This is a genomic window from Lawsonibacter sp. OA9 (genome assembly GCF_022440585.1).
In genome coordinates this window covers 1-8,841 of the sequence record NZ_JAKNTI010000031.1, presented here as the reverse complement: position 1 = coordinate 8,841, position 8,841 = coordinate 1, and the positions used below count along the sequence as shown (strand labels likewise).

The 8,841-nt window shown below is 38.8% G+C and carries 9 protein-coding genes; 6 read left to right on the top strand and 3 right to left on the bottom strand.

The features are described 5' to 3' along the window. The 6 genes from mnmG to MCG44_RS14815 form a co-directional block, all read left to right on the top strand. On the top strand, positions 1-1,472 hold a 1,472-nt coding region (gene mnmG / locus MCG44_RS14840; RefSeq protein ID WP_240289008.1), incomplete at its 5' end, for a tRNA uridine-5-carboxymethylaminomethyl(34) synthesis enzyme MnmG. 26 nt (positions 1,473-1,498) lie between these two features. Then, positions 1,499-2,224 (top strand): 16S rRNA (guanine(527)-N(7))-methyltransferase RsmG, encoded by a 726-nt coding sequence (gene rsmG, locus MCG44_RS14835; protein WP_240289007.1) that lies wholly within the window; start codon positions 1,499-1,501, stop codon positions 2,222-2,224. A gap of 209 nt (positions 2,225-2,433) precedes the next feature. After that, positions 2,434-3,426 carry an ABC transporter ATP-binding protein gene (locus MCG44_RS14830; RefSeq protein ID WP_240289006.1) on the top strand — a complete coding sequence of 331 codons (993 nt, stop codon included), beginning with the start codon at positions 2,434-2,436 and terminating at the stop codon, positions 3,424-3,426. After that, a complete protein-coding gene (locus MCG44_RS14825; protein WP_240289005.1) occupies positions 3,410-4,273 on the top strand; it encodes an ABC-2 transporter permease in 864 nt (287 codons plus the stop codon). The genes MCG44_RS14830 and MCG44_RS14825 overlap by 17 nt, the downstream gene beginning before the upstream one ends. Before the next feature lie 10 nt (positions 4,274-4,283). After that, entirely contained in the window at positions 4,284-5,747 is a 1,464-nt protein-coding gene (locus MCG44_RS14820; protein ID WP_240289004.1) for a GldG family protein, read from the top strand. Continuing rightward, complete coding sequence (locus tag MCG44_RS14815) at positions 5,747-7,159, top strand: DUF4340 domain-containing protein (RefSeq protein ID WP_240289003.1); 1,413 nt, start codon at positions 5,747-5,749, stop codon at positions 7,157-7,159. Before MCG44_RS14820 ends, MCG44_RS14815 begins: the two co-directional genes overlap by 1 nt. Before the next feature lie 49 nt (positions 7,160-7,208). On the opposite strand, the gene MCG44_RS14810 is transcribed toward MCG44_RS14815, so the two are convergent. From MCG44_RS14810 to MCG44_RS15200, 3 genes are all read right to left on the bottom strand, one after another. Next, positions 7,209-7,772 carry a manganese efflux pump MntP family protein gene (locus MCG44_RS14810; RefSeq protein ID WP_240289002.1) on the bottom strand — a complete coding sequence of 188 codons (564 nt, stop codon included), beginning with the start codon at positions 7,770-7,772 and terminating at the stop codon, positions 7,209-7,211. A gap of 204 nt (positions 7,773-7,976) precedes the next feature. Then, positions 7,977-8,213 carry a hypothetical protein gene (locus MCG44_RS14805; protein WP_240289001.1) on the bottom strand — a complete coding sequence of 79 codons (237 nt, stop codon included), beginning with the start codon at positions 8,211-8,213 and terminating at the stop codon, positions 7,977-7,979. A gap of 279 nt (positions 8,214-8,492) precedes the next feature. Next, a complete protein-coding gene (locus MCG44_RS15200) occupies positions 8,493-8,741 on the bottom strand; it encodes an alpha/beta fold hydrolase (RefSeq protein WP_412531162.1) in 249 nt (82 codons plus the stop codon). Positions 8,742-8,841 lie beyond the last annotated feature (100 nt).

Here is an 8,841-nt window from a genome sequence, read left to right as displayed (position 1 = left end):
GTGTAAAAACATTTTCAAAAGCGACGTATCTGTGCAGTGCAGTCATACTGTGTACCGGAACCTATCTGAAGGCAAGATGCATCTATGGGGATATCAGTAATTTTACTGGGCCAAATGGTCTTCAGGCTGCCAACCATCTGACGGATTCGCTGAAGAAAAATGGAATTGAAATACTGCGGTTTAAGACAGGAACACCTGCAAGAATAGACAGGAGAAGTATTGATTTTACAAAGATGGAAGAGCAGTTCGGAGATGAAAGAGTCGTTCCGTTTTCCTTTTCCACGGATCCGGAGAAAGTGCAGATTAATCAGGTATCGTGCTGGCTCACTTATACAAATGAAAAAACACATGAAATCATACGAAAAAATCTGGACCGTTCACCTTTGTACTCAGGAATGATAGAAGGAACGGGACCCAGATACTGTCCTTCGATTGAGGATAAAGTTGTGAAATTTTCGGATAAAAACCGCCATCAGGTTTTCCTGGAACCCGAAGGACTGTATACGAATGAAATGTATGTGGGAGGAATGTCGAGTTCTCTTCCAGAAGATGTACAGCATGAGATGTATCATTCTGTGCCAGGGCTTGAGAATGCAAAGATCGTAAGAAATGCTTATGCGATCGAATATGACTGTATCAATCCGCGTCAGCTTCGCCCATCACTTGAGTTTAAAAGTATAAAGGGGCTTTTCAGCGGAGGACAGTTTAATGGAAGCTCAGGATATGAAGAAGCCGCCGCACAGGGCCTGATAGCGGGAATCAATGCGGTACATCAGATTAAGGGAAAAGAACCTTTGATCCTGGATCGTTCCGAGTCTTATATTGGTGTATTGATCGATGATCTTGTGACGAAGGAAAATAGGGAGCCCTACCGTATGATGACAAGTCGTGCGGAATACCGGCTGTTGTTAAGGCAGGATAATGCAGACATTCGGCTCAGGAAAAAGGGATATGAAGTGGGATTGATCAGTGAGGAGGATTATCAGAGACTGATAACAAAAGAACGACAGATTGAAGAAGAGATAAAAAGAGTAGAGAATACAAATATAGGGGCTTCAAGGGAAGTACAGAGCCTTTTGGAAAAGAAAAACAGTACGGTCCTAAAATCAGGAACTACCTTGGGAGAATTGATTCGAAGACCGGAACTAAGTTATGATGAACTTAAAGAGATAGACGTTGCAAGACCGAAACTTCCCTGTGATGTAACAGAACAGGTAAATATTAATATAAAATACAATGGATATATTAAAAGACAGTTAAAGCAGGTAGAGCAGTTTAAAAAGATGGAATCAAAAAAGATTCCGGAAAATATCGACTACGGTGAGATCAGGAGTCTTCGTATTGAAGCAGTTCAGAAACTGAATCTGTACCGTCCGGAAAATATAGGGCAGGCCTCCAGAATATCAGGTGTCTCACCTGCAGATATCTCTGTTCTTCTGGTATATCTTCAGGGATATCATAAACAGTCATAAAATCAGAGGACGGAAGGAGAGATGTAATGCTGGAAAAAGACCTGACTTATTTAAAAAAGGGTGTTGAACAGTTAAATATAACACTGAGTGATCATCAGTATCATCAGTTCGCATTATATTACGATATACTGATAGAATGGAATAAAGTAATGAATCTGACTGGTATCACAGAGTGGGACGAAGTAGTGGTCAAGCACTTTATTGACAGTCTGGCGATTGTTAAAGCATGTGATATGAAACAGATAAAAAATGTGATTGATATCGGGACAGGGGCCGGATTTCCCGGAATTCCATTGAAAATAGCGTTTCCCGATGTTGAATGTGTGCTCCTTGACTCACTTGCAAAGAGGATTAAATTCCTGGATGAAGTGGTCCTGGCTTTGAACCTGTCAGGTATCCGAAATGTGCATGGCAGAGCAGAGGATTATGCAAAACAGAAAGATTACAGAGAATCATTCGGGCTTTGTGTATCGCGGGCGGTTGCAGGGCTTCATATACTTTCTGAGTATTGTCTCCCGTTTGTGGCAGAAGGAGGTTTTTTTATTCCATATAAATCAGGAAGAATTGATGAGGAAGTACAGGTGTCCGGGAGGGCAGTGAAAGTGCTTGGGGGCGAGATTACTTCCCGGATTAAATTTCAGCTTGCAGATACTGATATGGAACGATCGTTTGTAGTGATAAAGAAAATAAAACAAACACCCGGGAAGTATCCCCGCAAAGCAGGAATGCCTTCTAAGGAGCCGATATTATAAATTAAAAAAACATAAAGAATATAGCTGGCTCTACACTGGCACATTTATAATGCCTCTGTAGGGCCTATTGTCTTTGTTTTACAGGAAAATTGTAGCATGAATTCATAAAAAAAACACAATTTTTTCGGATGTTTAACACAATTAAAACGTAAAATGAATAGGAATATGTGGGGTTTTGAGCCCTGATCATTAAAAGGAGGGAAATTGATTTGATAGAAGTAAAAAATCTGGTGAAACGGTACGGTGACCATCTTGCGGTGGATAACCTTTCGTTCACAGTAGAAAAAGGCCAGATTTACGGATTTTTAGGTCCAAACGGTGCCGGAAAATCTACAACGATGAATATCATTACGGGATATATTGCTTCTACGGAGGGAGAAGTGATTATAAACGGACACAATATCCTGGATGAGCCCGGGGAGGCAAAAAAGAGTATTGGGTATCTTCCGGAACAGCCGCCTCTTTATTTTGATATGACAGTGATAGAGTATCTGAAGTTTGCTGCTGAACTTAAGAAGATATCAAAAGCAGACAGACAGCGGCTGATCGAAGAAGTCATGGAACTTGTGAAGATCACAGATATGCAGAGCCGTCTGATCAAGAATCTGTCCAAAGGATATAAGCAGCGGGTGGGCCTGGCACAGGCGATTCTCGGTTATCCTGAGATTATTATTCTGGATGAACCTACAGTGGGTCTGGATCCGAAACAAATCATTGAAATTCGTGATCTGATTAAAAGTCTGAGTGAGAAGCATACCGTGATTTTGAGTTCACACATTTTGTCAGAGGTAAGTGCAGTTTGTGATTATGTGATGATCATAGCACATGGTAAACTGGTAGCGAGTGATACTCCGGAAAATCTGAGTAAGCTTATGATAGGATCTAATGAATTAGAATTGACGATAAAAACAGACAGAGAAAATGTGTATGAAATACTTAATTCCATATCTGAAATAGAAGAAATGTCGGCTAATGAATCTCAGGAGGAGGGAGCAGTTGATATTTCTATTAAGACTGCTGAAGACACAGATATACGTGAAAAACTCTTTTATTTATTTGCTGAAAAGAAATGTCCGATTATAAGAATGGAATCCAGCAGACTGTCACTGGAAGATGTATTCCTCGAGTTGACGGAGGATAGCCAGGAGGAGACAGAAGAGGTCTGGGAACAGGAGGTGGAAGAAGATGCGGGCAATTTATAAAAAAGAGCTGAAAAGCTATCTTACTTCAATGATCGGTTATGTTTTTATGTTTTTTATACTGCTGATGACAGGTATTTACTTTACAGCATATAATCTGCAGGCGGCATATCCAATATTCGGTATTACGTTAAGTTCTATTACCTTTATATTTTTGATCGCAGTACCGATTCTTACAATGCGTGTTCTGGCGGAAGAGAGGAAGCAGAAGACGGATCAGATGCTTTTGACATCCCCGGTTTCTGTGAAGGATATTATTATTGGTAAATATCTTGCACTCGTGACTATTTATATGGTCCCTATGGTGATAATCTGTTGTTATCCAATCGTTATGAAAAGTTTTGGTACGGTTTCACTTCCAATGGCGTATACTTCTATTTTGGGCTTTGTTCTACTTGGATGTGGAAATATTGCAGTTGGTATGTTCCTGTCTTCTGTGACAGAAAGCCAGGTTATCGCAGCAGTGATGTCGTTTATCATATTATTTATCTGTTATATGACAGATGGAATTGCATCTTTCTTTTCAGATACGGCGATGACTTCCATGATTGCCTTTGTTGTTCTGGTATTAATACTGACAGCGATCATTTATATGATGATAAAAAATGTGTTTATCAGTACTGTCATTGGACTTATCGGTGAAATTATTGTTGTCGCATGTTATCTCGTTAAGTCTTCCATGTTTGAAGGTGCATTTCAAAACTTTTTAAATATTTTCAATATCAACAGCCACCTGAGTAATTTTGTTGACGGTATTTTGGATTTGACAGGAGTCGTTTATTTTCTGTCTGTTATTGGAATCTTTTTATTCCTGTCCATGCAGTCAATATTAAAGAGACGGTGGAGTTAGGAGGTTAATGATGAAGTTAAACATGAAGTTTAATAAAGAGAAAATATTTAAAAATGATGGAAAAAAGAAGTTAAAGAATGGTTCATACAGTGTGATACTCTCTTTGATAGTGATAGCTGCAGTTATTATCATTAATTTAATAGTATCAGAGATACCTTCTCAATATACACAAATTGATTTGAGTGCGGCAAAGTTATACACGGTGAGCGATGATACAAAAGAATACCTGAATACCCTGGATCAGGATGTGACGATTTATTATATCGCACAGAGCGGACAGGAAGATGATACAATCGATAAATTGCTGACGAGATATGACGATCTGTCAAAACATATTAAAGTTGAGAAAAAAGATCCAGTACTTCATCCAAAGTTTACCTCTCAGTATACGGATCAGGAACTCGCTGACAACAGTGTGATTGTGGTCTGCGGTGAAAAATCAAAGGTAATTGATAATGGGCAGATGTACGAGTCGGAAGTAAACTATCAGACTTACTCCTCGAGTATTACAGCTTTTGATGGGGAGGGTCAGGTGACAAGTGCGATAGAATATGTTACATCAGATGATCTCCCGGTACTTTATACACTGGAAGGACACGGTGAACTGGAATTATCCACAACGGTTACAGATGCGATTGCAAAACAGAATGTAGAAGTAAAGACATTGAATCTGATGACAGAAGAAAATGTCCCTGAAGACGCGGAGGGTATTATGATCGCGGCACCTGCGAGTGATTTGTCTGAAGAAGAGGCGGATAAAGTCATTGACTATCTGGAGAATGGCGGAAATGCAATTATATTTTCTGATTACAGCGAGACAGATATGCCAAATTTCCAGAAAGTACTTGAAAATTACGGTGTGAAAACAGTAGATGGTGTAGTTTTGGAAGGCAACAGTAAAAATTATGGCTACCAGATGCCCTATTATCTGCTTCCAAATGTTAATGAATCGGATGTGACGGAAGATGTGATAGACAGTGGAAAATATGTTATGGTGCCGATTGCTCAGGGAATTGAAAAACTGGATCAGGTCAGGGATACTCTGACTCTTACTCCGATTCTTACAACGTCCGATAAGGCATACAGTAAGACGGATATTCAGAATATGGAGAATTATGAAAAGGCAGATGGAGACATAGAAGGTCCTTTTGATGTTGGCATGTATATCACTGAGAGTATAGATGATGATAAGGAGACTAAAATTATCTACTATTCTTCTTCCAGTATCTTGAATGATAATGTCAATCAAATGGTATCAGGTGGAAATCTGGAGCTGGTTACTGAATCAATAGCTGCTGTTTGTAAGAGCGGAGATGAAACATCTGTTTCTATCCAAAGCAAAAGCCTGCAGACAGATTATCTGACACTGACGAATTATAATGCCAGCTTCTGGATGATCATGTCCATCATTATTTTGCCTGGATTGTGTCTCGTATGCGGACTGGTAATTTGGCTGAAGAGGAGAAAACAGTGATGAAAAAAAGAAAGGTCGTTAATTTGATCATTCTTCTGGCTGTTCTGGTTTTTTTGGCTGTCACCTATATTTTATTAAAAAACCACAATCAGGCGGAGGAAGAGGCTGAAGAAAGTGAAGAAACATCAGAGATTATGTCTGTGAATGTGGATAACATTAAAAGTATCGGTTTTAAGATTTCAGGGGAGGATGTCGTCTTTGTTAAAAATGAAGATGCCTGGGCATTGGAAAGTGATGACAGTTTTCCTGTAAAGGCAGATCAGATGACAGTTCTGACGGATGCGTTGACAGAGGTGACGGCAAACAGGACACTTGAAAACGTGGAAGATCTGAGTGAATATGGTCTGGATAAGCCCCAAAACGTAATACAGATTGTAACAAAGGATGACGGAAATATAAAAATAACAGTCGGCAATTCGAATGAATCGACGGGTAGCTGTTACGTATATCTCAATGATGATAAGAATACGGTTTATACGACGGACAGTGATCTGTCAACGGTATTTGCAGGTAGTCTGATGAATTATGCAGAGGGTGAAAATTATCCGACGATCGTGGGAAGTAATGTAGAAAAAGTTGAGCTTGATCAGGGACAGCACTCATTTGTTCTGCAGAATTCTGATACTGCTGATTCAGGGTGGTCCTATACGGATGCATCCGGTAATGTTTCAGATGCTGAGAGCTCTGCTGTAAGCTCACTTCAGTCAGCAATCGCAGGATTCACATATGCTAATTATTATGATTACAATTGTGAGAATCCTGCAGAGTATGGACTTGAGAAACCGTATGCGACATTGAAAGTCACATATACAGTGAGTGAAGAAACAGATGAATCCACAGAAGAGACAAAGACCGTTGAAAAGAGTATGGTCTTGTATATAGGTAATGAGGATGGTAATGGCAACCGTTATACATCCGTTGAAGGGTCCAGTGAAGTGCATGCGATCTCATCAGAATCACTTTCTCAGGTTTTGGATGGTGCAATCGAAAATGTGGAAAACCTGACAGTCAGCAATATATTTTTAAAAGATTTGGAAAGCCTGACAGTTAATTATGGTGGAAGTGCACACACATTTACGCTGGATACTGTGACATCGGAAGATGATGAAGAAGAGAGTAAGACAGTATATTATATGGATGGAGAAGAGATGGATACACTCGGATTCAGCACCTTCTATAATAATGTGGTTGCTGTCACTGCGCAGGAAATGGCCGAAGAGGGAACCCTGCCAAAAGGAGATGCAGAACTGTCATTTGATTTTATTAAGAAAGACGGATCAACAGTCAGCGTAAAATATTACCCATATGATTCAAATTTTTATCTGGCTCAGCGCCAGGATGATAAAAATTATCTCGTTAATAAAATGAAGGTAAGAAATCTTATCAGAGAATATCAGGAGTTGATTAGTTAAACAAAAATGACTGCCCCAATCAGTTTGTACTGATGGGCAGTCATTTTTTTTAAAACAAAATACCAAGATGTTCAAAAAGAATCTTTAAACCTAACAATATTAAAATAATCCCGCCTGCAAGCTCAGCTTTTGATTTATACTTTGTGCCAAATAAGCTGCCAACTTTAACTCCGATCATAGATATACAAAAGGTAATAATTCCTATAAATGAAACGGCAGCTGTAATATTGACTTGTAAAAAGGCAAAGGTTATTCCGACGGCCAAAGCATCTATGCTTGTCGCAATTGCTAATATCAGCATATCTTTAAATTCCAGTGAAGGATCAGCACATTCCTCATCCTTTGTCACCGCCTCTTTGATCATACTGATACCGATCAGGGATAATAAAACGAAAGCTATCCAATGATCAAATGCAGTTATGTAATCTTTAAATTGGATACCAAGAAAATAACCGAACAGAGGCATTAATGCCTGAAAACCTCCAAACCAGAGGCCCACCAGTATACAATTTTTCAATTTAACCTGACGTAAAGCCAGGCCCTTACAGACGGATACTGCAAATGCATCCATAGAAAGTCCAACTGCTAATGTAAATAGTGTCCAAATACTCATTTTTTTCTCCTTCTTTGCCTTCAATATAAAACGAGACACATAGACAATAACTTTTTGTAAGCTATTGTCTATGAGTCTCGTTATTTCATGTAATACCGGATTTTCATCAGTATGTCGATATTACCACGGGTGTTATGCCGCCAACTACTCCCTCATAGAGTTTTTCATCAGTAATAATGAATATACTAAAAAAACGACTTAATGTCAAGAGCCATAGGAAAAGAAAATACCAATTGTCTCCAAAACTTTTTCTGGGTTTTCCATATGTGGCATTTGACATGTTTTTGGAATCAACTCCGATTCAATAGAAGAGTTCAGGGAGGTATAAAGAGCAATAGTTTCCTGTATTCCTTCCTTTTTTTCTCCTGATAAGATGAATATGCTGTTATTAATTTCTTTTAACGCATGTGCAATATTGCAGTAGACATATCTTCCGGACATACTTGATTGCAGGTATTTCCCGTCTCCGTTTCCTTTGTGTGCGGCTTCATAATATGTGTCAACTGATAAGTGATCCGCATGAAAGGGATTAAACAAATATTGCTCCGTAAAAAGCAATTCAATATTGGTCTGCAGACTAGAATATGATACACTAGTGTTCCAAGTATTGGAATCTCAAGTAAAAAACTTAGCAACTTTAGATTGTTTGGTTGGAGACTGATTTAATACGGCAATCTTCGGGACTAATTAACATTAATTTTTCAAAAACATTGTCATCATTCAGACATGCCATAATGTGAATGACGCTGAGAGTCCAGTGGAGATAACGTTAGTTTTTTGACGTATCACATTCTTAACAAAATCGGTGATTAATTGAACATATAAAAAGTTGGTGTAAGTTATTTTTGGTTTATCAGAACGTCCACATCCTAATAAATCCAAAGTGTAAACGGTATAATGTTTTTCCAACGCAGCCACTAGTTTTTTCCATTCATAGTTGCTGCTGCTTGGGTGCAAATCATGTATCAAAAGAAGTGGTTTTCCTTCTCCTGATTTCGTATAATAAATATTACCGAAACGCCATTTATAGAAATTGTCTTCTTGGCAGGCAAAGGTTTTTTATAACTGC

Bases quoted from the DNA above. Each gene is read 5' to 3' on its own strand.
- rsmG (WP_240289007.1), top strand. From the start codon at position 1,499: ATGCTGGAAAAAGACCTGACTTATTTAAAAAAGGGTGTTGAACAGTTA.
- MCG44_RS14825 (WP_240289005.1), top strand. From the start codon at position 3,410: ATGCGGGCAATTTATAAAAAAGAGCTGAAAAGCTATCTTACTTCAATG.
- MCG44_RS14820 (WP_240289004.1), top strand. From the start codon at position 4,284: ATGAAGTTAAACATGAAGTTTAATAAAGAGAAAATATTTAAAAATGAT.
- MCG44_RS14805 (WP_240289001.1), bottom strand. From the start codon at position 8,213: ATGTCCGGAAGATATGTCTACTGCAATATTGCACATGCGTTAAAAGAA.
- MCG44_RS14810 (WP_240289002.1), bottom strand. From the start codon at position 7,772: ATGAGTATTTGGACACTATTTACATTAGCAGTTGGACTTTCTATGGAT.
- MCG44_RS14815 (WP_240289003.1), top strand. From the start codon at position 5,747: ATGAAAAAAAGAAAGGTCGTTAATTTGATCATTCTTCTGGCTGTTCTG.